The sequence below is a fragment of the Winogradskyella maritima genome (assembly GCF_042650215.1).
Taxonomy (GTDB): domain Bacteria; phylum Bacteroidota; class Bacteroidia; order Flavobacteriales; family Flavobacteriaceae; genus Winogradskyella; species Winogradskyella maritima.
Genome location: NZ_JBHSAT010000004.1, coordinates 1,508,562 through 1,534,923, shown reverse-complemented (window position 1 = coordinate 1,534,923; position 26,362 = coordinate 1,508,562). Strand labels below are relative to the sequence as shown.

Annotated in this window: 20 protein-coding genes and 1 tRNA gene; 11 read left to right on the top strand and 10 right to left on the bottom strand. The window is 38.2% G+C overall.

Going from position 1 to position 26,362, the window contains the following annotated elements; translation table 11 throughout:
- The first annotated feature begins 109 nt into the window (after positions 1-109).
- The 5 genes from ACFOSX_RS08035 to ACFOSX_RS08015 all read left to right on the top strand — a co-directional run bounded on the left by ACFOSX_RS08035 (position 110) and on the right by ACFOSX_RS08015 (position 6,582).
- Positions 110-1,030, top strand: coding sequence for a DUF6090 family protein (locus ACFOSX_RS08035; RefSeq protein ID WP_386098967.1), 921 nt, complete (start codon positions 110-112; stop codon positions 1,028-1,030).
- Positions 1,031-1,691: 661 nt separating this feature from the next.
- The gene (locus ACFOSX_RS08030) at positions 1,692-3,965 is read left to right on the top strand and encodes a pyridoxal phosphate-dependent decarboxylase family protein (protein WP_386098964.1); all 2,274 of its coding nucleotides are present in this window, start codon (positions 1,692-1,694) and stop codon (positions 3,963-3,965) included.
- Positions 3,966-3,976: 11 nt separating this feature from the next.
- Positions 3,977-5,107, top strand: coding sequence for an FIST signal transduction protein (locus ACFOSX_RS08025; RefSeq protein WP_386098961.1), 1,131 nt, complete (start codon positions 3,977-3,979; stop codon positions 5,105-5,107).
- 9 nt (positions 5,108-5,116) lie between these two features.
- Positions 5,117-6,211, top strand: a complete 1,095-nt coding sequence (locus tag ACFOSX_RS08020) for a sensor histidine kinase (protein WP_386098958.1) — start codon at positions 5,117-5,119, stop codon at positions 6,209-6,211.
- Complete coding sequence (locus tag ACFOSX_RS08015) at positions 6,211-6,582, top strand: response regulator (protein ID WP_386098955.1); 372 nt, start codon at positions 6,211-6,213, stop codon at positions 6,580-6,582. Before ACFOSX_RS08020 ends, ACFOSX_RS08015 begins: the two co-directional genes overlap by 1 nt.
- Before the next feature lie 73 nt (positions 6,583-6,655).
- Here ACFOSX_RS08015 and ACFOSX_RS08010 read toward each other — a convergent pair whose 3' ends face one another.
- The 3 genes from ACFOSX_RS08010 to recR form a co-directional block, all read right to left on the bottom strand.
- Positions 6,656-7,972, bottom strand: a complete 1,317-nt coding sequence (locus ACFOSX_RS08010) for a dihydrolipoamide acetyltransferase family protein (RefSeq protein ID WP_386098952.1) — start codon at positions 7,970-7,972, stop codon at positions 6,656-6,658.
- Positions 7,973-8,070: 98 nt separating this feature from the next.
- A complete protein-coding gene (locus tag ACFOSX_RS08005) occupies positions 8,071-9,165 on the bottom strand; it encodes a glycosyltransferase family 2 protein (RefSeq protein WP_386098949.1) in 1,095 nt (364 codons plus the stop codon).
- Positions 9,166-9,171: 6 nt separating this feature from the next.
- Positions 9,172-9,789: a recombination mediator RecR gene (gene recR / locus ACFOSX_RS08000; RefSeq protein WP_386098946.1), complete on the bottom strand. Its 618-nt coding sequence runs from the start codon at positions 9,787-9,789 to the stop codon at positions 9,172-9,174.
- A gap of 179 nt (positions 9,790-9,968) precedes the next feature.
- Between recR and ACFOSX_RS07995 the strand changes: the two genes are divergently transcribed.
- On the top strand, positions 9,969-11,435 hold the full coding sequence (locus ACFOSX_RS07995; RefSeq protein WP_386098943.1) for a sodium:solute symporter: 1,467 nt from the start codon (positions 9,969-9,971) through the stop codon (positions 11,433-11,435).
- A gap of 122 nt (positions 11,436-11,557) precedes the next feature.
- Here ACFOSX_RS07995 and ACFOSX_RS07990 read toward each other — a convergent pair whose 3' ends face one another.
- Positions 11,558-11,920, bottom strand: coding sequence for a CoA-binding protein (locus ACFOSX_RS07990; protein ID WP_386098940.1), 363 nt, complete (start codon positions 11,918-11,920; stop codon positions 11,558-11,560).
- A gap of 117 nt (positions 11,921-12,037) precedes the next feature.
- Here ACFOSX_RS07990 and ACFOSX_RS07985 point away from each other — a divergent pair, with 117 nt between their 5' ends.
- Positions 12,038-14,506, top strand: coding sequence for an outer membrane beta-barrel protein (locus tag ACFOSX_RS07985; RefSeq protein WP_386098937.1), 2,469 nt, complete (start codon positions 12,038-12,040; stop codon positions 14,504-14,506).
- 685 nt (positions 14,507-15,191) lie between these two features.
- Here the strand turns inward: ACFOSX_RS07985 and ACFOSX_RS07980 are convergent.
- The gene (locus tag ACFOSX_RS07980; RefSeq protein WP_386098934.1) at positions 15,192-16,205 is read right to left on the bottom strand and encodes a 3-oxoacyl-ACP synthase III family protein; all 1,014 of its coding nucleotides are present in this window, start codon (positions 16,203-16,205) and stop codon (positions 15,192-15,194) included.
- 219 nt (positions 16,206-16,424) lie between these two features.
- Here ACFOSX_RS07980 and ACFOSX_RS07975 point away from each other — a divergent pair, with 219 nt between their 5' ends.
- Both ACFOSX_RS07975 and htpG read left to right on the top strand, forming a co-directional pair.
- On the top strand, positions 16,425-18,875 hold the full coding sequence (locus tag ACFOSX_RS07975) for a prolyl oligopeptidase family serine peptidase (RefSeq protein WP_386098931.1): 2,451 nt from the start codon (positions 16,425-16,427) through the stop codon (positions 18,873-18,875).
- 294 nt (positions 18,876-19,169) lie between these two features.
- Positions 19,170-21,056, top strand: coding sequence for a molecular chaperone HtpG (gene htpG / locus ACFOSX_RS07970; RefSeq protein WP_386098928.1), 1,887 nt, complete (start codon positions 19,170-19,172; stop codon positions 21,054-21,056).
- Between the two features lie 393 nt (positions 21,057-21,449).
- Here the strand turns inward: htpG and ACFOSX_RS07965 are convergent.
- From ACFOSX_RS07965 to idi, 5 genes are all read right to left on the bottom strand, one after another.
- Positions 21,450-21,526, bottom strand: a tRNA-Thr gene (locus ACFOSX_RS07965).
- 48 nt (positions 21,527-21,574) lie between these two features.
- Complete coding sequence (locus tag ACFOSX_RS07960; protein WP_386098925.1) at positions 21,575-21,841, bottom strand: hypothetical protein; 267 nt, start codon at positions 21,839-21,841, stop codon at positions 21,575-21,577.
- A 72-nt stretch (positions 21,842-21,913) separates the two neighbouring features.
- A complete protein-coding gene (locus tag ACFOSX_RS07955; RefSeq protein WP_386098922.1) occupies positions 21,914-22,882 on the bottom strand; it encodes a type I phosphomannose isomerase catalytic subunit in 969 nt (322 codons plus the stop codon).
- Between the two features lie 4 nt (positions 22,883-22,886).
- Entirely contained in the window at positions 22,887-23,297 is a 411-nt protein-coding gene (locus ACFOSX_RS07950) for a 6-pyruvoyl trahydropterin synthase family protein (protein WP_386098919.1), read from the bottom strand.
- Entirely contained in the window at positions 23,294-23,821 is a 528-nt protein-coding gene (gene idi / locus ACFOSX_RS07945; protein WP_386100254.1) for an isopentenyl-diphosphate Delta-isomerase, read from the bottom strand. Before idi ends, ACFOSX_RS07950 begins: the two co-directional genes overlap by 4 nt.
- A gap of 135 nt (positions 23,822-23,956) precedes the next feature.
- Between idi and ACFOSX_RS07940 the strand changes: the two genes are divergently transcribed.
- Both ACFOSX_RS07940 and ACFOSX_RS07935 read left to right on the top strand, forming a co-directional pair.
- The gene (locus tag ACFOSX_RS07940) at positions 23,957-25,549 is read left to right on the top strand and encodes a peptide chain release factor 3 (RefSeq protein ID WP_386098916.1); all 1,593 of its coding nucleotides are present in this window, start codon (positions 23,957-23,959) and stop codon (positions 25,547-25,549) included.
- 219 nt (positions 25,550-25,768) lie between these two features.
- Positions 25,769-26,002 carry a (4Fe-4S)-binding protein gene (locus ACFOSX_RS07935; RefSeq protein ID WP_386098913.1) on the top strand — a complete coding sequence of 78 codons (234 nt, stop codon included), beginning with the start codon at positions 25,769-25,771 and terminating at the stop codon, positions 26,000-26,002.
- Positions 26,003-26,362 lie beyond the last annotated feature (360 nt).

Here is a 26,362-nt window from a genome sequence, read left to right as displayed (position 1 = left end):
AAGATTGGGTGTTCGCTTAGTGACTGGTTATATAAAGATGAAAAAAGACCAAAAGAAAGATGCTGATGATTAATTATGATGAAATTCTGTAAACATATACGGACTGCTAATGCGAGCATCGCGTGCCAATCTTACAAATTGGAGTCACAAAGCTACGGATTACCACGTCTCCCGAAGCTTCGGGATCCTCGTAATGACAAGTAAAATGATAAAAATCTTCAGAAAAATACGCTACAACCTTATGAGTGAAAACAAAACAGGCAAACCTGCCTTGCCGGCAGGCAGGTACTTAAAATACGCCATCGGCGAAATTATCCTCGTTGTCATTGGAATTTTGATTGCACTTTCTATTAATAATTGGAACACCAATCGGATAGACACCAACCGAGAAGCCACATATATTCAAAACATTAAGCGAGATTTAGACAATCAACTACAAGCCATTGACCTACAAATGGCTTTTGAAGCTTCCACGGCAGATGCATGCATAAATAGTGTTTCATCTTATTTAAACACCAATGCGTTTACCGTAGATAGCACATTTGCTCAAAACCTTGGCGCCATGACAGGTCGACGCACCTTTTTAAATCCCAATCCGTCCTACAAGGAACTCATCGCTTCCGGTAATATTCAGCTTATAAAAAATGAAGAATTTAGAAACCAACTCATAAATTATTATCAAGAATTAGAGCGCATTGAAAAAATAATCCAGGGCAATAACGCACTTTTTACAGACCAGCAATTCAATCCTGCCATACTCCAATTGGGATTTGCTGACCAAATTGCCTTGTGGGATAATGTCTTCGGTGGATTCAACACAAAATACAGCTCGCCACGCCTTCTATCCGCTTCAAACGTAAGCCATCTTATTGAAATCAGTAAAGAACTCCTAAAAGACCCTGCAAATGAACTCACCTTGGCCAACTACATCACTAAACGAGAAACTGTTGCCAAAATTCACCTCTCTTTGCTTATTGAATTTCAAGTGAGAACGAAAAAGCTGATAGAAGCCATAGATGCTTATTACTAAAAAAGCACAGTTAAGAACTGTGCTTTTTCATTCCTATACTGGGTCTAAAAAACAAATGCGAATGTCATTTTGAGCGCAGTCGAAAAACTTAGAACCTTGAATGCTCGTGCATTTCGACTGCTCTCTCCCGAAACTTCGGGAGTGACAAAGAAATCAATTAAGGCTTTTAGAAGCATTAATCAACGTATTCGAAAATCTTGAAGATCTCATAAAAGATAGAATTAATAACTAATGATTAAAATCTACCGCCAAAATTTATTAATGAAATCTACATTTTTTGAAGCTCCATTTAATCAGTTATAGATTAATCCTACAAATCAAGTCCATATTAACTAAACATCTAAAAATTAGTGAATTATTGAAATTAAATCACTATATTTAAATTCCTTTTGCGACGAGTACCCCCACTCTTCTATTTCAATAGCCATACTTATTTAATTTTTGATGTTCTCATTGTTGAATAATGACTCCCTAATGACTAAAAAGCAATTATGGACAAGGCTTGGTATATATCTCCCCCTTATATTTTAAGATTGTGATTCACCGACTTTCGTTTAAATACAAAACCGACTTAAACTAAATTTTACAATATGCATAAGGTAGTGTTGTCAACATAACACACAATTCCGCAAGAAAAAAAACCAACCTTAAACTAAAAAAAATGAGACACACAACTTCCGAAAAATCCCTACATTTTGCAACCCAATTGCTACATGACCATGAGCTTACCCCAAAGGATAAACAAATCGGCCTATCCAATAGATCACTCCAAACATTAGAAGCTTTTTTCCCTGGTACCAAAGCTGAAAACACGCCAGAGATGTTACATCTTATGACCATGGCGTTGCAGGGATTTATGGAGAATCGACAAAGCTATTTCCCAGAAGACCCCGGTTATATCGATGAAGCCGTAAAGCAATCCGAAGGTTTTAAAGCCACAATGGCTCACCTCGAAGATGAGTATAAACTTCTAGTAGAACAGCTCAAAGGATCTGGAACTTTTTTTAGTATGAGAAGTGTTGGTCATATGCTTTGGGACACAGCCATACCAGGTACTTTAGGGTATTTTGCCGCATTGCTCTATAACCAAAACAATGTTGCGGCAGAAGCCTCTCCCGTTACCACATTAATGGAAATGTATGTAGGTAACGAACTCTGTAAAATGCTAGGTTTTAATGTAAAACCAATTGGTTTATCCAATACAGATAGCACGACGACAAATCAGGATACTGAAACGCCTACAGCATGGGGGCACATTACCTGCGACGGCAGTGTGGCCAATCTTGAAGCGTTATGGATGGCAAGAAACCTTAAATTTTATGCTGTCAGCGTTAGGGCTGCGCTTCAAAATCTCGAAATCTTCAAACATGTAGAAAATCTCAAGGTAACATTGCTCGATGGTACAGAAGCTGACCTCATTAGTTTGGATGACTGGTCTGTACTCAACTTACCAATTGACGAAGTCTTAAGCATTCCTGATAAAATCCTTCAAGCAGATCCTAATAATCTTAGCGTGACTAGTATTGCTGATGCTATTAATAAATATTCCATACAAACTCTAGGCTGCCATCAATTACTAGCAGAATTTCTTCCAGATATAAAACATTATCCTGCATCTTTCTGTTCTTCAACAAGACATTATTCCTGGCCCAAAGGCGCTGCAATTTTGGGTTTGGGTGCTAAGCACATGAGAAGTATTTATGTTGATGAAAAAGCACGAATGGAACTCAATGAATTAAAAACTCATCTTGATGAATGTCTCGCCACCAAAACACCTGTTATGAATGTCGTTGCCATTATTGGTTCAACTGAAGAGAGTGCAGTAGATCCTCTTAGCGATATTTTGGAATTAAGGGAACACTACAGGTTAAAGGGTATGGAGTTTGCCGTACACGCAGATGCCGCTTGGGGTGGTTACTTTAGGACCATGCTTTTAGAAAGTCATGATGATAATGTTTCCCACACCCACTTTAATGTTATGGATGAATCGCAACGTGCTTTGTTACCGATGAGTGACTATGTGGCAAAACAGTACATAGCCCTTGCAAAAAGTGATTCCATAACCATAGATCCGCACAAATCGGGCTACATCCCATATCCTGCAGGTGGTCTCTGTTATAGAAATTCTGCAATGAGAAATCTGGTCGCTTTTACTGCTCCCGTAGTTTATCATGGTGGTGTAGATCCCACGGTTGGTGTCTATGGCGTTGAAGGATCAAAACCAGGAGCCGCTGCCTCTGCCGTTTATTTTAGCCACAGAACCATTGCGCCCAATAAAGACGGATACGGGGAACTATCTGGTCGTTGCTTTTTTAATGCTAAACGGTTTTATGCGGCCTTGGTTTGCTTAAATATTGAAGAAAATCTACCGTTCTGCGTAACGCCACTCATTCCTATACCAGCCATACAGAACAGAGAAAGCGAAGCGGAAATCAAAACACAATATCTATTTATTAGAGATCGTATAGTCAATGTATCAAATGAACAGTTGATGAAGGACACGGAAGCTTTCAATCTCTTCAAAATCTTAGGTGGCGACCAAACCATCATCACCTACATGTACAACTTTAGGGAGGGACATCCCTATGCGGGAAACTTATCTAAAATTAATGCGCTTAATGATGCGGTTTACAAGGCCTTCAGTTTTAGACAAAATCCCGGAGAGACAGAACACGTCCCAGATATTGTTGTGACCTCATCATCATTTACTACTGGTGATTATGGTGACAAGTTTATGAGCAACCTACTTAGTCAATTAAAGGTCAATAATAAAAATTTATCTGATGCTAGCGTCAGTTTTATTATTTCTACCATCATGAATCCTTGGTTGTCCGATACTGTAGATGGTTCATTTATACCAACACTTATGGGCGTGATTTCTTCATCGTTAACAACTATTGCTAATGACCTAACCTCACAACAACATTCATCTTAAATCACATATCAATGAAAGCAAAAAATATAAAGGGAAGTTCATTTTCTGAAATTAAATCTGATTTTGAGGAAGCCGTCCAAGACGGATTTAAACCCAATTTAGCCATCATCTTTTGTTCGCCCAGTCAGAATAGAAAAGAACTAGACGAATTTTTTACGGAAAGGGAAGTCGATATTTATGGTTGTACAACAGCAGGAGAAATATTGGATTCTGAAGTATTTGAGCACTCATCCGTTATTATGTTGTTGGATATGAAAAAATCCCACTACCATATCCACAAGGTGGCGTCATCAGAAACTTTTACAAGTGCATCTGATATGGTAAAAATGGCGAAGGAAAAATTCAAGAATCCGGCTATAGTGATTACATCGAGTGGCTTAACCGTTGACGCGGAACAAATTATCAAAGGTGTGCAAAGCGTCGATGAAAACGTTTCTCTTTATGGCGGGTTGGCTGGCGATGATCTAAAGATGGAGTCTTCATTTGTTTTTAGCAATGGCTTTGAAACCAACATGGGGCTACTCGGTCTCATTATAGACGAAGATTCGGTCAATGTTAAGGGTATGGCTACAAGTGGTTGGGATACAATTGGTGTAGAAAAGACCATCACAAAATCCGAAGGAAATGTGGTTTACACCATTGATGGGGAATCGGCCGTTGATGTTTTTGTTAAGTTCTTTCAATTTACAGATAGTGTCTATGACAAAGCAGAGGTTGTAGCCACAAACTTTGCTCAATATCCACTTCAAATGAAAAAAGATAATGGCAATGTTGTCCTTCGGTCGGCGATGATGGCCGATGTAGATAGTGGTTCATTAATTTTTGCAGGAGGAATTCCCCAAGGCAGCAAAGTAAAGTTTTCGGTACCACCAGGTTTTGATTTGATAGACAAAACTTGTTCTAAAGCCAGTGAATTAAAATCAGAAATGGAGAATCCCGATGCCGTTGTCGTTTTTTCTTGTAAGGCAAGGCACCTTGCTCTCGGGCCAATCATGGAGGATGAGGCAGGCAAACTGAGAGGAATATGGAACAAACCGCTTATAGGCTTTTTCAGTTATGGCGAAATCGGTACCGCTGAAAATAGTACCTGTGATTTTCATAATGAAACCTGTTCCTTAATACTTTTACAAGAAAAAGCCTAGCGATTTTTTATGGACGAAAACACCAAACAGCTTATAGAGTCTCTGCCCCTTAACGATGAGGATAAAAACAAACTCATCAATGCTTATAAAGGTATCTCAAAACAAAATTCCATTTTGGAATTTAAGTTTAATAGAACCCTTGTAGATAAAGCCGCAATTACCAATATTTTAAATGCGAGTATGGCAGAGATAGAAATACAAAAAGAAATCATTGAACAATCCAAGACAGAACTTAATCAATCCTTGGTGGAAGTTAATAAACAGCGACATCTCATTGAAAAGAAAAACAAAAAACTCAATACGCTTTTGAAGGAATTAAGACAAACCCAAAAACAATTGGTGCTTTCAGAAAAAATGGCAAGCCTCGGTGAACTTACCGCAGGTATTGCCCATGAAATACAAAACCCACTAAACTTTGTAAACAATTTTGCAGAGGTTAGTGGAGAGCTCATTGACGATGTGCATGAAGAACTAAATAAAAATGACCTTGGAGAAGTTAAGCTTTTATTGAGTGATCTAAGTATCAATCTTGAAAAGATTAACCATCATGGTAAACGTGCAGATAGTATTGTAAAAGGTATGCTATCGCATAGCAGAAATAATTCTGGGAAAAAGGAATTTCTCAATATTAACCAATTAGCAGAAGAGTATCTTAATCTTTCTTATCATGGCTTAAGAGCCAAGGACAAAACCTTCAACTCTAAAATTGACACCAGTTTTGATTTAAAGATAGAAGCCATTGAAGTTGTACCACAGGATATTGGGAGAGTATTTCTCAACATCATCAATAACGCATTCTATGCCGTTAATGAAAAATTCAAGAAACATCCAAAGGACTACCAACCCGAAGTCAGTGTGTCTACCGAAATGCTAAATGATAAAGTGCATCTACATATATCTGATAATGGAGGTGGCATGCCAAAGAAAATAATTAATAAGATATTTCAACCCTTTTTTACCACAAAACCGACTGGTCAAGGTACTGGATTGGGCTTGAGCATGAGTTATGATATCGTAAAAGCACACCATGGCGAATTAACCGTAAAAAGTGTAGAAAACGAAGGTACAACCTTCACCATAACCTTACCAATAAACATTAAATAATGAAACTACTTATAGTCGATGATGAACGTGATGTAGAAATACTTTTTCGTCAAAAGTTTAGAAAAGAAATTAGACAAGGCATAATTGAGTTTCAATTTGCTTTTTCAGGCGCCGAAGCTTTGGAACTCCTAGAACAGGATTCTCCCCCTGAAGTGATTTATGTTTTTTCAGATATCAATATGCCCGGAATGACAGGACTTGAATTGCTCAAAATCATTAAAACCAAGTATCCAAAAATTGAAGTTAGCATGATTTCTGCCTATGGTGATAAAGACAACTTTGATAGGGCAATGCAATCTGGAGCCAAAGACTTCTTTACAAAACCCATTGATTTCACTCATTTAAAAAGCGAAATCAATACATTAATATAGAATAACTAAAAAAACACAGTAAAAATACTGTGCTTCTGTTTTATATTGAGATTCCTGCATTCGCAGGAATGCTTTAAATTTCTCTATCCATATCCCAAGCCTCAAGATAATCTTTTACGGCTTTTACAAATTGGCCACCCAACGCACCGTTTACAACACGGTGGTCGTAAGAATGTGATAAGAACATTCTGTAACGGATACCAATAAAATCACCTTCTGGCGTTTCAATAACCGCAGGTACTTTTCTAATGGCACCCAAGGCTAAAATCCCCACTTGTGGCTGATTGATAATCGGAGTCCCCATAATGCTTCCAAAGGTCCCGACATTGGTTACGGTATACGTACCGCCTTGGATATCATCTGGGTTTAACTGGCCTTGTCTTGCTCGCGTGGCTAAATCATTTACTTTCTTCGCCATGCCCAACAAATTCAACTGATCAGCATCTTTAATAACCGGAACAATTAAATTTCCATCTGGTAAGGCCGCTGCCATACCTAAGTTGATATGCTTTTTCTTAACGATGCTTTCGCCTTGCACCGAAATATTCATCATTGGGAAATCACGTAAGGCCTTCGCCACGGCTTCCATAAAAATCGGTGTGAATGTAAGATTCTCACCTTCACGTTTCTTAAAACTATCTTTATGCTTATTACGCCAGTTCCAGATATTAGTTACATCAGCTTCAATAAAAGATTGAACATGTGCAGACGTCTGTACAGAATCGACCATGTGCTTGGCAATGAGCTTGCCCATACGGGTCATTTCAATTACCTCATCATCACCTGAAGCCACAACTGGTGTACTTGGTTTTGAACTTGGCTTTGGTGTATCAGCTTGAGCAGGCGCTGTAGCTGGTGAAGTTGCTCCTTTTGGTGCAGAACCACGATTTTCGATATAACTTAAGATATCGTTTTTAGTCACACGGCCGTCTTTTCCGGTACCCGGAACGGTATCCAATTCGGCTTGAGTAATACCTTCCTGCTTAGCGATATTTTTTACCAATGGCGAATAAAAACGGTCGCCATCATTAGTAATAGGCGCAACGGTTTCTTTAGCTTCAGCTACTGCTTTTTCAGCAACGGCAACAGGCTCTGGCGTCACTTCAACAGCTGGTTCACTCGCTTTTGAAGTTTCGGCTTCATCACCACCTTCAGTTTCAATAATAGCAATCGTCTGGCCAACTTGCACAACGGCATCCGCCTCGAACAATTTCTCTATCAATACACCATCAACTTCACTTGGCACCTCACTATCCACCTTGTCTGTGGCAATTTCCAAAACGGCTTCATCAGCCTCAATGGTTTCACCCACTTCCTTTAACCAAGATGTAATGGTTGCCTCTGCAACACTCTCTCCCATTTTAGGTAGCTTAAGTTCAAACTTTGCCATATCTGTAATTTGATAGTGTTTTATTGAATTTAGAATGCAAAATTACTAAAAAACACTCTTATTTTTTGAATTAAATGTAAAATAAAATCGAATTGAAATCAGAACTCCAGAACCTCTCCCCGACTTGAAGCACTATCGCTTCCGAGGATAAAATTACTATTTTTTGGCCATATCCTATTCCTGATTTTTTCCTTCAATGCATTTATTTTTAACTGGTCTATAATCGATTTGAAAGACATATGATTAGCATCAAACAGAACTTGAGTATTGGGTTTCATATCTGAATAGTCTAGAATCCCAAAATCTTGCACCCAAACCTCTTTTAATTCTGAAGGCAAATCCTCCGATGTCGACATAAAATGTTCAGGTGTTTCCGAAGTTACTGATGAAGGTTTAAAAGTCAATCCACCCAATTTTGAAGCCATATCTACCGCAAATCGTGTGGCAACATTACCCTTGAAATGTTTTTTGTAGAACAAGGACATGGCACCGTAAAAGCGTTTGGCGTAATCCCCATCTTTTACTGTACTCTCGCCTTTAAAGTGAAGTACCGTCGTCTTTCCGTAATAATAATTCTGAAACCCAGCTTGTAGTACTTTATACGATAAATCAATGTCTTCGCCATACATAAAGTAGTCTTCATCAAAACCACCGACAGTTTCATAGACGCTCTTCCTTAACAACATAAATGCACCGACTAAAATGGCTACCTCGCCTTCCCCATCTGTAGCAACAGTATTGGCATAATAGGATTCTGAATGCCCAGCCACCTTTTTTAAAGCAACGCTTGGGGTTGGAATATTCCGTTTACTTTCTGGTAAAAAATGCCCTGCACCATCAATCAATTGACAGCCTAAAATTCCAAGGTTCTCTTGTGATTCGGCAACTTCCAAAAGTGTTTTAAATGTATCTTCGGCGACCATCGTATCCGGATTGAGAATACAGACATATTCGCCCTTGGCCTCAGCTACGCCGATATTATTACCTTTGGAAAACCCAAGATTGGCACCCGTTTCAATCAATTTTACATTCGGGAACAGCTTTGAAATCATTTCAGCACTTCCATCTTCGGAATCATTATCAACCACTATGATTTCAGCATCCAAATCGGTTAAACCCGCTTCTACGCTTTGAAGGCATAACTGCAAAAAATGTTTGACATTATAATTGAGGATGACAACGGAAAGCTTCAAAATACGTTAAGATTTTAATGAGGCTACAAACGGAATTCTGTCGATAATACTGCGCCCTAATGTGATTTCATCGGCGTATTCCAATTCATTTCCTGCCGAAATACCACGGGCGATGGTTGATGTTTTTACATCTAATCCGTCCAACTGCCTAAAAATATAAAAGTTGGTGGTATCGCCTTCCATCGTTGGACTCATGGCAAATATCAATTCCTTGGTTTCGCCACTTTTCACTTTCTCTACCAAGGATTGAATCTTTAAATCCTGAGGCCCGATACCGTCCATAGGTGAAATCTTACCGCCTAAAACGTGATACAAACCACGAAATGACCCCGTGTTTTCTATCGCCATAACATCCCGAATGTCCTCAACGACACAAATGACGCCGTTATGTCTATTTGGGTTGGCGCAAATTTCACAAAGTTCCGTATCACTGATGTTGTTGCATGATTTACAGAAATTGACCTCAGCCCTGACTTTCTGTATGGCGTAAGATAACTGAAATGCGCGCTCCTCTGGCTGGCGTAATAAATGCAAGACCAAACGCAGTGCCGTGCGCTTACCAATACCTGGCAATTGAGACATTTCATTCACTGCATTTTCCAATAATTTTGAAGAGAATTCCATCGCAACGAAGGTACTTATTTTTCTAATTAGCCCCTCCCAGAATTTCAAAAAAAGAAATTCTGACCTCCCCAAAAGGAGAGGTTAATCGGAAACTTAAAGCGATGGTTTGAAGAATTATTTCTTTGGCTTCTCATAAGTTTTATAAAAAGTTTATTTTCGGAAATACAAAGCGAAAAACTATGTCTCCAACGTCCATATTATTATTAATAGCCTCTTATTTTGTGGTGCTTATCATCATTTCCTACTTCACAGGAAAAGAAGATTCTAACGACGCTTTCTTTAAAGCGAACAAAAGTGCTCCTTGGTACCTGGTGGCCTTTGGGATGATTGGTGCATCATTGTCTGGCGTGACTTTTATTTCTGTTCCGGGCTTGATAGGAAGCGAACAATTTGCCTACATGCAAGGTGTTTTGGGCTTTTTCGTGGGCTATCTCGTCATAGTTTTAGTGCTTCTTCCTATTTATTATAAAATGAATGTAACTTCCATATACCAGTATTTGGAAGAACGTTTTGGGGTCGTCAGTTATAAAACGGGGGCTTTTTTCTTTTTGTTATCGCGAGTTACTGGCGCTTCATTCAGATTATTCCTCGTGGCTTTGGCCATGCAATACATCGTCTTTGAACAAATTGGCGTACCATTTTGGGTGACAGTCGTCATTTCCATTTTACTTATTTGGATATATACCTATCGTGGCGGTATCAAAACCATTATTTGGACAGATACCTTACAGACTTTAACTATGCTGACTGCGGTTGTTTTGGCCATCATCTTAATAAATGAAAAACTGGATTGGTCGTATATGGAATTTTTAAATTCTGAAGCCTTTGCCAAAAAAGGTCAGATTTTCTTTTTTGACGACCCCAATGCCAAGACTTATTTCTGGAAATATTTCATCGGTGGCATTTTTATCACCATTGCCATGACAGGATTGGACCAAGACATGATGCAAAAAAATCTCACTTGTAAAAACGAATCGGAAGCCAAGAAAAATATGGTCTCCATGTCCGTTTTATTGGTCATTGTCAACTTTGCGTTTCTATCACTTGGTGCCTTACTCTTTATTTATGCCAAAAAATTCGGGTTGGATATCCCTATCGTCGATGGTCGCACCCGAACGGATTTACTTTTTCCTGAAATCGCTATGAATCAAGGTTTGGGCAAAGGACTCGCTGTCATTTTTATTATTGGGTTAATTGCCGCCGCCTACTCGAGCGCCGATTCGGCATTGACCTCTCTGACCACCTCATTCTCCGTCGATTTTCTCAATATTGAAAAGAAGCCAGAAGCTGAACAAAAACCGCTACGTAAGAAAGTACATGTTGGAGTTTCCGCAGTTTTGGTGGTTGTGGTTATTATTTTCAATTTGCTTGATGGTAGTGTGGTAAGTAACCTATTCAAATTTGCAACCTTTACCTATGGACCATTGTTGGGTTTGTTTGCTTTTGGGATATTAACAAAGCGCCAGATTAAGGACCAATTCGCTTGGATTGTGGCTTTGGTCTCCATTACCTTAAGCTTTTTAATTACATCCCTTCCAGAAACTGTTATTGGAACTTACATATTCCATTGGGAAATTCTTCCTATTAATGGGGCGATAACGTTTTTGGGATTGTTGCTAATTTCACGAAAGACGTCTTCTCGCTGAGTCGCAAAGTCGTAAAGGGTTTCACTGATAAAAACTCCAAAGCTTAAACTGTATACTTTATTCTAATACGTGCAAGCTGAATACTGCAACTGATAACTGCGACTGTCAACTGAGACTACAGACTAATACTGCCCCGTCCCCAACAACACAAGAGTACAAGCGACTTCAAACTCAATTGAATTCGCCTTTAAAAGCGCATAAAAATCTGGATTCTCCGTACCTGGGTTAAAGATGACACGTTTGGGATTTAAACCAATGATGTAATCGTAATAGGGTTCTTGTCTAGTAGGGTTGAGATAGAGTGTTACCGTATCAATATCCTTGTAAGACATCAAAACCGTATCAATGTTAACATCTGCCACCTGACCTTCACGCATACCGAAAGCGACTACCTCATGACCATAATTCACCAATCTACTGATAGCAATGTTCGAGTATCTATGGGGTTTTAAGGAAGCTCCCATAACCAAAGTTTTCTTCTTCAAACTAAACTGTTTTTTGTTAAAAAATTGTTAAGCCCACAGCAAGGTGGTAACAGAATGTAAAAATAGTCGTCTTAACTTTAGAATACTATCAATCAATCAAAAAACAATCAAACCAAAATGAAGCATTTCTTCGTAATGCTTGCTATGGTCTCATCAATCCTAGTAAGCGCACAACCCAACCCAAACACTGACATTAAAACTGGTTCTATTGAAGGGCGCGTTATGGACGCCACCCTAAAAGCACCTTTGCCTTATGTCAATGTTATTATTAAAGATCAAAACAATAAAGTTATTACAGGAAGCATCACAGATGCGGATGGAAACTTTAAAATTGAAAAAATCCCAGAAGGTTCCGTCAATGTTGAAATAACCTACATCGGTTATAAGACGATTAACCAATCCATAACTATTGGTAAGAACAATTATAAGGTGAATCTAGGTGACATCAATTTGTCTGAAGATGCCGAAAGCCTCGATGAAGTTACCGTAGTCGCTGAAGTCTCTACGATTCAACAAAAGGTTGACCGTAAGGTGATTAACGTCGGAAAGGATTTAACCACTGCTGGCCCAACAGCTTCGGATATTATGAATAACATTCCATCCGTCAACGTCGACCAGCAAACTGGAGATGTGTCCTTAAGAGGCAACCAGAATGTACAGGTTATGGTCGATGGAAAACTATCCAATGTCCCGGCCGCACAACTTCTTAGACAGTTACCTTCAAGCTCAATTAAGCAAATTGAATTGATTACCAATCCTTCTGCAAAGTACAATCCTGATGGTATGAGTGGTATTATTAACATCATTTTGCACAAGAACGTCAACATAGGCTTCAACGGAAATCTTAATGTTGGCTTGGGATATCAAATTGCGCCAAAATTTAACAGCTCTATCGATGCAAACTACCGCAACGGAAAACTAAATTTCTACGGAAGTTACGGCAACAGTATAAGACGAAATGTTAATCGCGGGCGTTTAGCACAAGAGCAAACGGGACTGATTCAAGATTTGGATATTGAGGATGAAAACGATTCGCACTTACTGAAATTTGGAATCGATTATTACATCAACGAAAAGAATACAGTATCGGTTTTTACCAATCAAAATTTCTTTGATGGTGGTGCTGATGTTGAAACAACATTATCTAACATGGCAAATTCAAACACCCAAGTGCAATCTATTTTAGGCTTGAGTGATAATGAATCACAGCAGTATAACTTCAATTACAAGCACGATTTTGCCGAAGGTCACAATATTGAGCTAGAAGTAGACCACAACATTTTTGACCAATCCTCAGAAGTCAACAATAGATTTTCAGGCTTATTTACACGTCCTAATTTTGATGAGTTTTCAGGATACGACAGAAACCGAACCACCATTAATTTAGATTATGTGAATCCACTAACAGAAAAATCAAAATTGGAATTTGGATTACAAGCACGCTTGTTCGAGAATAAATTGGGCTATAATTCAGATGCCCGAGTACGAGATGAGAATGGTAATTTCATCCCCACGCAAACGGCATTTGATTATACTAGGGATATTTATTCAGCCTACGTCAGCTATGGCAAGTCTTTTGAAAAATGGTCTTATCAATTAGGCCTGAGAGCAGAAACGGTCCAAGTGGATGCCTTTGCTGTAGAAACGGATTTAACGGATAACAGCACAACGGATTTTCCTTTTGAAAATGACTATGTACAGTTTTATCCTTCAGCATTTTTCACCTACACCCCTTCTGAAAAGAATTCTTACCAATTTAGTTTAAGTAGACGTGTAGACCGCCCAGGTGTTGGGCAGGTAAATCCTATCCCAGAATTTAATACCGCTTTATTATCGCAATTTGGGAATCCTGAATTAACACCACAATTCACCAACTCTTTTGAAACCAATTACACCAGAAAGTTAGAAAAAGGAAGCATCACAGGTGGCGTATTCTATAGATTAATTGAAGATGAAATCAATCAGGTGGTAATCGTAGACCGCTCCGACCTCAACTCGGGCCGAGTGATTTTAACCAATGGAAATTTTGATACAACCTCAGCTTACGGTTTAGAATTGTCTAGCCAGTACAGACCTACAAAATGGTGGAGTCTTAATGCAAGTTTTGATTTGTATAATCAAAAGCAAAAAGGAATTGCGGAAACCATAGACCCGACATTACCAAATCCAACAGAAGCAGATATTTCTACCAATACTGTTACTGTAGATAACCTCATCTATAACTTTAGGGTCTTTAATAATTTTAAGGTCTCTAAGAAACTATCGCTTTCTGCTTTCGCATTATATCGTGGAAAAGAAACTGGACTCAACTTTACGGTTGACCCTATTTACCTTGTGAATCTAGGATTACGTTATAGTTTCTTGGAAGAGAATAGAGCAACGTTTAGCCTTAACTTCAATAATGTATTTGACACACAGGAAATAAATGTACTCAGTGAACGTCCGTTTGTTCAGAATGTCAATTTTGAAAATGAATTCAAGACCATCTTCGCAAGTCTGTCTTATCGTTTTGGTGGTGGTAAGTACCGCGCTAAATCTCGTAAAAGACGTGATGACAACGAGAAAGATGGCGGAGGCTTCTTTTAGGAAATAGTTTAATAGCTATGGCATCAATAGTTGATGGTTAGTGTTAGTGCCTTGCTATTAAAACCCTGACGTTTCTTACGAAAGTCAGGGTTATTTTTTCATCACTAATTGCCGAGTAATGACTATCAAAAATTTTGATTTTCAAAAGGAACATTTAAGCGTTAAAAGCTCACTTTCAGAAGGAAACGTCTGAGTATCACATGCTGAATTCCGAAATGAACGTCAGTATGGCAGACTCTTTGAAATTAACGTGTTGACGTTCAAAAGGAAGACAAGTATTGCATGCTGACTTCCGCAGGAACGTCAGCATGTAATTTTTGCTTCGATTTTACAACTAAAACTATGAGTGACATGCACCTAAACAATTATTTGAGTTAGTCTTCAAAATAATAGAAACACATGCGCACATATCGTTAAATCCAAGGTTCCCCAACCTTGGATTTTCTATTTTGTATTTTCATCATTCTCTCACGAATTTCTGAAGACAGATAAAAAACTTCTAATTTTTAGTTAAAATTGTTAAACCCTGCAATAAAAGAAGAAAAACTACGTCTAAGTAAGTGATAAGTTTTAAGTAACGGAATGTTTCACAACATTTCAGTGTTAGTTAAAGTTGGTTAATAGCTGAAAAAGCCGTAGTCTCTCGATTACGGCTTTTTTTCTGGTTGGTATTCGGCTTAATTGACTAAGCCCATTTTATAATAGCGCTTCCCCAGGTGAAGCCACTTCCAAAAGCAGCTAAGACCACATTGTCGCCCGATTTAATTTTCCCTTCTTCCCAAGCTTCGCATAAGGCGATAGGAATCGATGCGGCAGTAGTATTACCATAACGCATAATATTGTTGTACACTTGGTCATCCGACAGTTGAAATTTCGTCTGGATGAATTGTGCTATCCTCAAATTAGCTTGGTGAGGAATCAGCATATCAATGGAATCTTTGTCCATATTGTTTTGCATCAAACCTTCCATTATCACCTCGCTAAATCGTACTACAGCATTTTTAAAAACAAATTGACCATTCATGTGCGGAAAGTAACTTTCGTCATTAGGGTCATTCTCTGCCAAAATATCGTTTACCCAGCGCTTACCCATACCAGGAGCAATCAACACCAATTCTTCGGCATGTTCACCTTGGGAATGTAAATGCGTGGATAATATGCCTTTTGAAGTATCTTCTTCCCGTGTTATGACAGCCGCTCCTGCACCATCTCCAAATATCACGGTAACACCGCGACCACGAGTCGTTTTATCGAGTCCATAAGAATGTAACTCAGACCCAATCACCAAAATGTTTTTATACATCCCAGTTTTTATAAAATTATCGGCAACAGACAAAGCGTATACAAATCCCGAGCATTGATTACGAACATCCAAAGCGCCGACTGTCTTAATATCTAAAGCATGTTGCACCTGTACACCAGGGCCAGGGAAATACATATCGGGACTCAAGGTCGCAAAAATGATGAAATCAATATCGTCTTTATCTAAACCAGAACGCTCAATAGCAATCTTGGCCGCTTTTACACCCATAGTAGCCGTGGTATCATCCGAGCCTTCCTTTACCCAGCGTCTTTCCTTTATACCGGTGCGTTCGGTAATCCACTCGTCATTAGTGTCCATCAGTTTTGATAAATCGTCATTGGTCACCACATTCTCTGGCACGTATTTACCTAAACCTATAATTTTTGAATTGTACATTGAAAACTTGTTTTCATTTCCGAGGCATCGGAAATCTCATAATATCTATAAGGAACAAAAATAACTATTAATCATATCACGATTTTTTGAATGGCCTGTATTCGTTATGCATGCATAATAACTAATTTTTGATACTCCACCTCGCTATTTTAACATCATCATAAGATAGAGCAACCTACATTTTAAGTAACTTCAAGAAATTTTTTAAAGCCAACCTTTATGAAACGTTTCTTATCATTTTTTATCGCATTGTTTGTCTTTTCGGCTTATGCTCAAGACAATCTTCCCTACCAAACACCAGACAAAGCCATTAACGACCTGGCGGATGTCTCTTTAGCACCAGGTGTACAAATAGACAGTAAAGGTGAGAACATGGTTTTGATTTACAGAGACCAATACAAATCTATTGCTGAGCTTTCCGAGAAAGAATTACGACTTGCTGGATTACGTATTAATCCTGTTACTAATATCGGGAGCCGTACCACATTTTTCAACAATTTAAAGGTTAAGAAAACCACTGATGAAAATGCGACCCAAGTCAAAGGTTTACCAGATAATGCAAGATTATCTGGCTTCAGATGGTCGCCCAATGAAAAAATGATAGCCTGCCTTAATACCACCAATACTGGAGTTGAAGTCTGGATTTTAGATATTGCCTCTGCATCCGCAAAAAAAATTACCGACGCCAATGTCAACGCCAATATGGGTAGTGCTATGACTTGGTTTAAGGACAATTCGGCCTTATTGGTAAAAACACTTTCTGATAAAAGAGAAGACTTAATCAATACAGCCATTGCCGTACCCACTGGCCCAACAATCTCAGTGAGTAATGGAGCAAAAGCGCAAAACAGAACCTATCAAGATTTATTAAAAAACCCGAATGACGAGTTTAATTTTGAACAACTCGCGCGTTCAGAAATTAAGAAAGTATCTGTTTCTGGAGCTACTCAAGATTTTCTCCCAGATGCCATGTATCGTGGTTTAAGTTTTTCACCAGATGGCAACTATCTGATGACTACAACTATTAAACGACCGTTTTCCTATTTGGTAACCTACACGCGTTTTCCAAGCGAGACCTCTATTTATTCTTCCGACGGAAAACTAGTCAAAACCGTTAATGAAGTTCCATTGGATGAAGTAAGACCAAAAGGTTTTATGGCGACACGTATGGGAAAACGAAACCTCTCTTGGCGAGCCGACAAGCCTGCAACATTGGTTTGGGCGGAAGCCTTGGATAAAGGTGACCCAGAAAATGAGGTTCCGTATAGAGATGCTGTATATCAAGTCGATGCGCCATTTAACGGCAATCCAAAGCTCATTTTAAAAACCAAGCAACGTTTTTCAGGCATAGATTGGGGCAATGATACTGTTGCCTTGGCTTACGACTATTGGTGGAATACCCGGAATACTAAAACTTATGTTTTTAATCCTTCAAAATATAAAGAAGACGCCAAAGTCATTTCAGACCGAAACTATCAAGATGTCTATAGCAATCCAGGGAATTTTGTGAGTTCTAAAAACAAATACGGAAGCTATACCTTAGAAATGGATGGCGATAACCTCTTTTTGATGGGGCCTGGCTATACCAAAGAAGGACAGTTTCCATTTATTGACAAATATTCTATCGCAACCGGAAAAACAGAACGTATCTACCAATCTGAATACACAGACAAATTAGAAAATCTAAACACCGCCATTGATATGAAAAATGGTGAGATTTTAGTCCGAATTGAATCACAAACTGAATATCCTAATTACTACATCAGGAATATCAATAAGAACGAATTAACGCCAATCACATCTTTTGAAAATCCGTTTAAGGCTTTAGAATCTATTGACAAGCGCGTCATCAATTATAAGCGTAATGATGGTTTGGGTCTAGAAGGCACCTTATACTTACCTTTAGATTACGAAGAAGGCAAAAAGTACCCAATGGTGTTATGGGCTTATCCCAGAGAATACAAGGATAAAGCCAGTGCATCGCAAAGCACAACAAACCCAAACGAATTTGTTTATCCATATTATGGTTCACCAATTTATTGGGTAACGCGTGGTTATGTTGTATTGGATGATGCCGCTTTCCCGATAGTTGGTGAGGGCGACGATGAGCCAAATGACAGCTTTAGATCTCAACTGGTTGGGAATGCCAAAGCGGCCATTGATGCCGTTGACGATTTGGGATATATTGATCGTGATCGTGTGGCTGTTGGTGGTCACAGCTATGGTGCATTTATGACGGCTAATCTGCTGTCTCACTCCAATCTTTTTGCCGCAGGAATTGCGCGTAGTGGTGCCTATAACAGAACGTTAACGCCGTTTGGTTTTCAAAGCGAACAACGTAGTTATTGGGAAGCACCAGAAGTTTACTACAACATGTCTCCATTTATGCATGCTGATAAGATGAAAACGCCTTTACTTTTAATTCATGGCGAAGCTGATAATAACTCAGGAACCTATCCACTTCAGAGTGAGCGTTATTTCAATGCGCTTAAAGGCCTTGGAGCGACGGTGCGCTTGGTTATGCTACCAAAGGAAAGTCATGGCTATAGAGCCAAAGAGTCCATTATGCACTTGCTATGGGAACAAGATCAATGGTTAGAAACCCACGTTAAAAATAGATCAGTAGATGAACAGCCTATAACTGAAAAAGAGAAGGAGATGAAAAACTAATCCTTCTCCGGATTAAAACAAACTGCCTTTGTAATTCACTAATTCTATAGAGGCAGTTTTTTTGTGTCATCTTGTCACTTAACAGGTCTTGGTATTTTTTTTGACTGTTAACGATTGAACGAAATTAAGAAGGTGAATTAAAAAGGTTTACATAGTCATTTCGAGCTAAGGCGAGAAATCACAAATTCTGTTTTTAAATGCATTTCGACTGCGCTCTACCGAAAGGTCGGGAGTGACAAGAATTAGAAACTAAAACTTTTCAATTAACACCGAACAAATAATAAAACATAAATTATGGCAACAGGAACTATTAATGTATCAGTGGACAATATTTTTCCACTTATTAAAAAGTTTTTATACAGTGACCACGAAATTTTTCTTCGTGAGCTGGTGAGTAATGCAACAGATGCAACACTTAAATTGAAGCATTTAACCAATGTCGGTGACGCTAAAGTGGATTACGGCAACCCAATTATCGAAGTCAAAGTCGATAAGGATGCTAAGACGCTTCATATCATTGACCAAGGTTTGGGGATGACGGCAGAAGAGGTTGAAAAATATATCAACCAAGTCGCATTTTCGGGCGCTGAAGAGTTTTTAGATAAGTACAAGGATTCTGCAAAGGATTCAGGTATTATTGGGCACTTTGGTCTAGGATTTTATTCAGCATTTATGGTGGCGGATAAGGTTGAGATTATCACCAAGTCATACAAAGACGAACCAGCGGCACATTGGACTTGTGATGGCTCTCCAGAATTTACGCTTGTTGACGCTGATAAAACCGATCGCGGTACTGAAATCATCCTTCATATTGCTGAAGATTCCACCGAATTTTTAGAAGACCATCGTATTACTGAACTTTTAAATAAGTACAATAAGTTTATGCCGATTCCGATTAAATTCGGGACGAAGGAAGAAACTTTACCACTTCCGGAAGACGCAAAAGAAGATGCCAAACCAGAAACTAAGACGGTAGATAACATCATTAACAACCCTAATCCGGCGTGGACCAAACAACCTACTGATTTAGAGGATAAGGATTATAAGGAATTCTACAGAGAGCTCTATCCGATGCAGTTTGAAGAACCTTTATTCAACATTCATCTCAATGTGGATTATCCATTCAACTTAACGGGAATCTTGTATTTCCCTAAGATGACAAATGATATGAACATTCAGAAGGACCGCATTCAACTTTACCAGAATCAGGTTTTTGTAACCGATAATGTTGAAGGTATTGTTCCTGAATTCTTAACGATGCTTCGTGGGGTTATTGATTCACCGGACATTCCTTTGAATGTGTCTCGTAGTTACCTTCAGGCGGATGGCGCGGTGAAGAAAATTTCATCCTACATCACACGTAAAGTGGCTGATAAATTGAAATCATTGTTTAATAGCAACCGTGAAGATTTCGAAAAGAAATGGGATGATATCAAAATTGTAATTGAATACGGAATGCTTTCTGAAGATAAATTCTTCGAAAAAGCAGACGCTTTCGCATTGTACCCGACTGTTGATGGCACCTATTACACTTACGAGGAATTGTATAATAAAATTAAAGCCAATCAGACGGATAAGGATGATAAATTGGTGATTCTTTATGCATCAAACAAAGATGAGCAACACTCATACATTGAAGCCGCTAAGGCCAAAGGTTATGAGGTATTATTATTGGATTCGCCTATTGTTTCACACTTAATGCAGAAATTGGAAACTTCTAAGGAGAATATTTCTTTCGCACGTGTAGATGCGGACCATATCGATAATCTCATTAAAAAGGACGATACCAAGATTTCAAAATTAAGTGATGAAGAGAAAACCAAGCTTGAAGAATTATTAAAAGAGGTTGTGCCGTCTGAAAAATTCATGGTACAATTAGAAACCATGGATAGTGATGCTACACCGTTTATGATTACGCAACCTGAGTTTATGCGTCGTATGAAGGAGATGCAACAAACTGGTGGTGGCGGTATGTTCGGTATGGGTAACATGCCAGAGATGTACAATTTGGTGGTGAATACCAATTCGGATTTGATTTCTGAAATTATGAATACCAAAACCCGAAAAAAGCAAGAGCGCTTAATTAATCAGAGTTTGGATTTAGCTCGACTCTCGCAAGGTTTATTGAAAGGCGAAGAGCTGACCAACTTTATTAAGCGAAGCTATGAGATGATTAAATAGTCTTTGACGTTTAGTCGTGGAGTTGTTTAGTTGTTTAGTTGTTTAGTTGTTTAGTTGTTTAGTTGTTTATGCGATTATAAAAAAATCCGATGCCCTAGCATCGGATTTTTTCGTTTATTCTTTATGCGTCATTGCGAATCACGCCAAAGCGTGATGTGGCAATCTTTCAAATTATCGCTACTATCATGAGATGATCTCTTTTCCCGAAACTTAGGGATTCTCGTCATGAAAGATTTCTTACATAAAAAAACTCCAACCATCAAATGACAATTGGAGTTGATTTAAAGCCGATAGAGGGACTTACTTCGACTACGCTCAGCACAGGCTTCTCGTCCCAGACTATTAACTATAAAAAGAAAAACTCCAATCATATAGTTATAATTGGAGTTACCTTGGAGCCGATAGAGGGACTCGAACCCACGACCTGCTGATTACAAATCAGCTGCTCTAGCCAGCTGAGCTACATCGGCTTTTGTGGCACAAATTTAAAAATTGTTCTTAAATCTGCACCTAAAAAATTACAGTTTGTTGATTTTTTCAACCAATCCTTTAGCCTTAGTTTCAAGCTCTTCGTTGATTGCCTTAAAGTGTGCTTTTTTATTATCAACATCTCTATCGTTTACTTTTGCGATAAGATCATCAAACGTAGCAATAGCTTCATCAATAATGGCTTCACTTTCTTTCGTTGGCTTTTGCGTATTGGCCAATTCCCAAACGTAAACTGCTTCAATAATATCTCCAAGAACGTAATTGATGTCCTTTTTTAAATCTCTTTTGTTTGCCATAATAAGGTCTAATTAATTTGGCGCAAATGTAGTATATCCTTAGCTTATATCATAGTATAAAACGCATAAGCTTTATACATATACCTCGAGAAGTTTTGCATATTCTGACTCAATTTGAAACGCTGTGATTGAAGCAGGAATTAAAACCGTTTCACCTTTTTTAAGTGAAATTGAATCACCGTCAGTATCGATTTCGCATTGACCATCAACACACATGTAGATAATAAATGAATCTTCTGTATTTTCCTTTTGAATGGACTCTGAAAGCTCCAAATAATTCGTTGTAAAATAAGGACAACTCACCATCTCATTGGGTTGATTTACAGTCTTCCCATAATCTACCCTAAAGTTATCCGGCATATCAAAGTCAATGGCATCAATAGCCAAATCATTATGTAGTTCCCTTTCGTTGCCTTGGTCATCTACCCTATCCCAATCATAAACCCTGTAGGTGATATCTGAGGTTTGTTGAATTTCTGCCAATAAAACACCGGCTCCAATAGCATGGATTCGACCGACTTCAATAAAATAGGTATCGCCTTCTTTTACCTTGTCAAAGTTTAAGATTTTAGGTAATGTCTTCTTCTCAAGATGTTCTAAATAAGTCTCTCCAGTTACTTTTTGATTAAACCCTACTATTAAATTTGAATCTTTGTCCGCCTGCATCACATACCACATTTCGGTTTTTCCAAAAGAGTTGTGGCGCTTTGCTGCCAATTCATCATTGGGATGCAATTGAATGCTTAAATCTTGCTTAGCGTCTATAAATTTTATCAGTAGGGGAAACTTATCTCCGAAACGCCGATAATTCTTCTCGCCTACCAATTGACCTTTATATTTTTGAAGTAATTCTTTTAATGATGTCTGTTGCAATTTACCATTGACAACGACCGAAGTATCACCTTCCACATCACTGATTTCCCAACTTTCACCAACATTTGGTGATTTAGAATTCTTATGTAATAGTTTTCCAAGTTTCTCTCCTCCCCAAATTTTTTGTTTGAGTATGGGGCTAAATTTTAGTGGATATAACGGTATCATACTGTTAGTTTCCGTTGTAACTGACGAAGTTTCTTGGGGTTTCATAAAGTGTGACTTCCAAGTCTAAATCTGGATTAAGCTTGGCCTTCAATTTATCGTAAATCACAACAACTATATTTTCCGCCGTCGGATTTAAGTCTTTAAATTCAGGGACTTCAATATTTAAGTTCTTATGGTCGAAGGCATCTTCCACTTCAGATTTAATAATGTCTTTTAACACTTTCATATCAATGACGTAACCCGTTTCTGGATCAATTTCCCCGGTAACACTCGCAATTAATTCATAATTATGCCCGTGAAAATTAGGGTTATTGCACTTTCCGAAGGTGGCATCATTCTTTTCGAACGACCAGTCTTTTCTATATAACCGATGTGCGGCATTAAAATGTGCTTTACGACTTACGGTGACTTTCATTTTGTGATGTTTATGTGTTCGTAAAACTTCTCAAAAATTATCTTAAACCAAGCGGTATAATTTTCAGGATGTGATTGCATATCACTTTTAACGTCTTCCAGCGGCATCCATTTCCAATCGGCAACCTCATCTGGATTTATTTTTGGTTTCTCGTTGTAATAGCCAACCATAATATGATCTAACTCGTGCTCCGTCAATCCATTGTCAAAAGGGGCTTTGTAGATGAATGAAGTGGTCTCTTCCAATGGTGCTTCAAAGCCCATTTCCTCCATGAGTCGTCGCTTTCCGGCCTCCAAATTGGTTTCGCCATCGCGTTGATGGCTACAACAGGTATTGGTCCATAATCCTGGGGAATGGTACTTGTGCAAGGCACGTTGTTGTAACATTAATTCATTTGTATCATTGAAAATAAAAACAGAAAATGCCCGATGCAAAAGTGCTTTTTCATGTGCTTCCATTTTGGGCATTAAGCCAATTTTATTATCATTTTCATCAACGAGGATGACCATTTCTTCAATATCCATATAAACAAAAATACTATCTATTGGTTTCAAATTATAGATATAACTAATAAAATATAGATTGATCAATACATGATAGTTGTAAAGCCAAAGAATTGAATCAAAATTGACTAATTTTGCTGGCTTGAAAGAATATTTATGAGTTTTAAGTCCGAAATAGCCCGCCGAAGAACCTTTGGCATTATATCCCACCCCGATGCAGGTAAGACAACCTTAACTGAAAAATTACTCCTCTTTGGTGGTGCCATACAAGAAGCTGGTGCCGTAAAGAGTAATAAAATTAAGAAAGGGGCTACTAGTGACTTTATGGAAATTGAACGCCAGCGTGGTATTTCCGTAGCTACCTCTGTTTTGGCTTTTGAATATAAAGGCACTAAAATAAACATACTCGATACGCCAGGTCATAAGGATTTTGCTGAGGACACTTTTAGAACTTTAACCGCTGTAGATAGTGTAATTGTTGTGATTGATGTAGCTAAAGGTGTTGAGGAACAAACAGAAAAGTTGGTGGAAGTATGTCGTATGCGCAATATACCTATGATAGTTTTCATCAATAAGTTAGACCGTGAGGGAAAAGATGCTTTTGATTTGTTGGACGAAGTGGAACAAAAACTAGGACTTAAGGTAACTCCTATGAGTTTCCCAATTGGCATGGGCTACGACTTTAAAGGTATCTACAATCTGTGGGAACAAAATGTAAATTTATTTAGTGGTGACAGTCGTAAGAATATTGAAGAAACTACGGAAATCAGCGACTTATCTTCTGAAAAGTTAGATGAACTTATCGGCGATGCTTCTGCTGAAGAATTGCGTGATAATATAGAATTGGTACAGGGTATTTATCCTAAGTTTGATAAAACCAAATATCTTGAAGGTCACTTACAACCTGTTTTCTTTGGTTCGGCATTGAATAATTTTGGAGTACGTGAGCTGTTAGATGCCTTTGTTGAAATTGCGCCAACGCCACGAGCCAAGCAAAGTGAAGAACGCTTGGTAAAGCCCGACGAAGATAAGTTTACAGGGTTTGTTTTTAAAATTCATGCTAATATGGATCCCAATCACCGTGATCGCTTGGCTTTTATAAAAATTGTATCCGGTACTTTTAAACGTAATACACCATATCTTCATGTTCGTAATAACAAGAAATTAAAATTTTCGAGTCCCAATGCATTTTTTGCTGAGAAGAAGGAAATTGTGGATATTTCCTACCCTGGTGATATTGTAGGTTTACACGATACGGGGAATTTTAAAATTGGAGATACCCTAACCGAAGGGGAGGTTATAAATTACAAAGGTATACCTAGCTTCTCTCCTGAGCATTTTAGATACATCAACAATGCCGACCCTCTAAAATCCAAGCAACTCTATAAAGGCATTGACCAATTGATGGACGAAGGGGTCGCCCAATTATTTACTTTAGAATTGAATGGGCGAAAAGTGATTGGTACGGTGGGTGCACTTCAGTATGAAGTAATTCAATATCGATTAGAACATGAGTATGGAGCCAAGTGCACTTACGAAAATCTTAATGTTCACAAAGCCTGTTGGGTTGAACCAACGGACAAGAAGAACCAAGAGTTTGAAGAATTCTCACGTGTTAAACAACGGTTTCTGGCGAAAGACAAACGCGGTCAATTGGTATTTTTAGCGGACTCTATGTTTACTTTGCAAATGACACAACAGAAGTATCCGAGTATAATATTTCATTTTACGTCCGAGTATGATAGTTAGTCATTCTACTCGCTAAGACGCGGAGACGCAAAGTATTACGCAATGATTTCGATACAATTAAGATTATGATTACCAGACATTTAACGGTGTCGTTTATCTGAAAAAGCAACATAGTAATGTATTTCATCGATAAATTTTGTTGTTTTGTCGTTAATTTATATATATTGCTTCGTGAAACCGCTAATTTCATTTTAAGATTAACCCCAAATAATCTGCTGTATGAAACCTAACGCTAATGTGTTTTCCAATGGAAAACTAACTGTGACCTACGAGCCTAATTGTTGTATCCACGCTGAGTTATGCGCTAGACAATTATCTGATGTCTTTCGTCAATCCGTAATTCCATGGATTGATTTAGACGGCGCTAAAAGCAAAAAAATCATTAAACAGATTAAAAAGTGTCCGTCTGGAGCACTTCAATATTTTATGAATCAACAACAAGAGGTTGCTTAACTATTGGTGAAAATGAAACCTCAAAATGAGATTTAAAACAATTTGATGTCCGAAAAGTGGCTTAAAATTGTTTTAAGACGATTTAAGCTATATAACGTGAAATATTATAATGCTTCTCTTTCGAGATCTTTAAAAACTCGTTAAAACAGCTGTAAATAGCTTAGATTTTATAATCAAAATCTATAATAGATTTTTTGTTATAAAAATAATCTATTCTGTATTTACCCCTTAATTTTTGACTTATGGGACTAAAAGGAAAACATAAAATGAATCTGTAGCCTTTGGTATAAATTTATGCTTAGCCTTTTTGACCAATCCCGACGCTTCGGGAAAATGGCATTGATGGTTGCTCGGCTACGC

Coding starts and splice junctions, on each gene's coding strand:
- ACFOSX_RS08030 (WP_386098964.1), top strand. CDS start 1,692: ATGAGACACACAACTTCCGAAAAATCCCTACATTTTGCAACCCAATTG.
- ACFOSX_RS08010 (WP_386098952.1), bottom strand. CDS start 7,972: ATGGCAAAGTTTGAACTTAAGCTACCTAAAATGGGAGAGAGTGTTGCA.
- ACFOSX_RS08035 (WP_386098967.1), top strand. CDS start 110: ATGCGAGCATCGCGTGCCAATCTTACAAATTGGAGTCACAAAGCTACG.
- ACFOSX_RS07950 (WP_386098919.1), bottom strand. CDS start 23,297: ATGAAAGTCACCGTAAGTCGTAAAGCACATTTTAATGCCGCACATCGG.
- ACFOSX_RS07955 (WP_386098922.1), bottom strand. CDS start 22,882: ATGATACCGTTATATCCACTAAAATTTAGCCCCATACTCAAACAAAAA.
- ACFOSX_RS08015 (WP_386098955.1), top strand. CDS start 6,211: ATGAAACTACTTATAGTCGATGATGAACGTGATGTAGAAATACTTTTT.
- idi (WP_386100254.1), bottom strand. CDS start 23,821: ATGGATATTGAAGAAATGGTCATCCTCGTTGATGAAAATGATAATAAA.
- ACFOSX_RS08025 (WP_386098961.1), top strand. CDS start 3,977: ATGAAAGCAAAAAATATAAAGGGAAGTTCATTTTCTGAAATTAAATCT.
- ACFOSX_RS07935 (WP_386098913.1), top strand. CDS start 25,769: ATGAAACCTAACGCTAATGTGTTTTCCAATGGAAAACTAACTGTGACC.
- ACFOSX_RS07960 (WP_386098925.1), bottom strand. CDS start 21,841: ATGGCAAACAAAAGAGATTTAAAAAAGGACATCAATTACGTTCTTGGA.
- ACFOSX_RS07995 (WP_386098943.1), top strand. CDS start 9,969: ATGTCTCCAACGTCCATATTATTATTAATAGCCTCTTATTTTGTGGTG.
- ACFOSX_RS07980 (WP_386098934.1), bottom strand. CDS start 16,205: ATGTACAATTCAAAAATTATAGGTTTAGGTAAATACGTGCCAGAGAAT.
- recR (WP_386098946.1), bottom strand. CDS start 9,789: ATGGAATTCTCTTCAAAATTATTGGAAAATGCAGTGAATGAAATGTCT.
- ACFOSX_RS07985 (WP_386098937.1), top strand. CDS start 12,038: ATGAAGCATTTCTTCGTAATGCTTGCTATGGTCTCATCAATCCTAGTA.
- ACFOSX_RS07975 (WP_386098931.1), top strand. CDS start 16,425: ATGAAACGTTTCTTATCATTTTTTATCGCATTGTTTGTCTTTTCGGCT.
- ACFOSX_RS08020 (WP_386098958.1), top strand. CDS start 5,117: ATGGACGAAAACACCAAACAGCTTATAGAGTCTCTGCCCCTTAACGAT.
- htpG (WP_386098928.1), top strand. CDS start 19,170: ATGGCAACAGGAACTATTAATGTATCAGTGGACAATATTTTTCCACTT.
- ACFOSX_RS07940 (WP_386098916.1), top strand. CDS start 23,957: ATGAGTTTTAAGTCCGAAATAGCCCGCCGAAGAACCTTTGGCATTATA.